The sequence below is a fragment of the Hymenobacter agri genome, from assembly GCF_054778495.1.
Genome location: NZ_BAAGZM010000989.1, coordinates 1 through 1058 on the forward strand (window position 1 = coordinate 1; position 1058 = coordinate 1058).

The following is a 1058-nucleotide window of genomic DNA, read 5'->3' on the forward strand; positions in this document are numbered from 1 at the left end:
CGGCGTGAGCCAGCGGGCCGCCAGCCGGGCCTCCTCGGCGGCCGTGATGGGCAGCACCGTGCCGTGACGCGGGTGGAAATCCATGCTCACGTCGCCATCCACCACGGCAAAATGCTGCAGGTCGCGGGTGCGCGTGAACTGGTACTTGCCGCTCGTGTACCGGTCATACATCAGGATGTAGTCGTTCGAATTGTTCAGCTTGAAGGTGCCGGCGCCCTCCACCGGGTCCTTGGTTTGCTGCACGTAGTGGTCGCGCAGCACGTAGCCTTCGGTGAGCTTGTCGGACACGGCGATTTTGATGCCGTTGCCCTGGCCTTCGGTTTTGAAGAACAAGTAAAACTTACCGTCTTTGGCCACGATGTCGCCGTCGATGCACGAGCCGTTGGTGGGGCTGAAAAACAGCTGCTTGGGCTCACCTTCGAGGTCGGTGAAGTCCTTGTTGGCGTAGGCGTAGTAGATTTTATCGGGCTCCGAGCCGTACTGCAACGAGAAGTATACCAGGTATTTGCCGGCTTTGGCGTCGTAGATGGTTTGCGGGGCCCACACGCGCTTCAGGTTTTCCTGGCCTTTGTAGCGCTTCTGAAAGTTGATGGCGCTGTGCGTCCAGTTAATCAGGTCGGTGGATTTCAGCAGCACCATGCCGCGGTTCGAGTCCCAGCCCTTGGCCGATACCATGTCGGTGGCCACCATATAGAAGGTTTTGCCGTCGGCTCCGCGCAGAATGTGCGGGTCGCGCACGCCGCCCGTTTCGCTGATAACGGCCGAGCTGAGCACCGGCCGGTTGCCGTTGAGGGCGCGGTAATGGTAGCCGTCGGGGCTCAGGGCGAAGCGAATGGCCTCCTCGCTCTTGTCGTTGCCGGTGAAGTAGGCAAACAGGTAGGCGCTGGGCTTGGGCGGCGCGGCGGCGGCGGGCTTGAGGGCCACCAGCCACAGCAGCAGGCAAAGAAATCGAAACATAAAACGGAAAAAAGAAAAGCGGAATTACCCCGTGATTTTGAAGGCGTAGGCCAGCCCGGCGGCCGGCGGCTGGGCGGGCAGGCTCACCCGCAGGCCCTGGG

General features: G+C 61.5%; 1 protein-coding gene. It reads right to left on the reverse strand.

Annotation, left to right across the window (positions count from 1 at the left end):
* Window positions 1-957, reverse strand: a 957-nt coding sequence (locus ACYVDE_RS23920) for a glycoside hydrolase family 43 protein (RefSeq protein ID WP_460504028.1), incomplete at its 3' end; no start/stop codon positions are given.
* Window positions 958-1058: the final 101 nt, after the last annotated feature.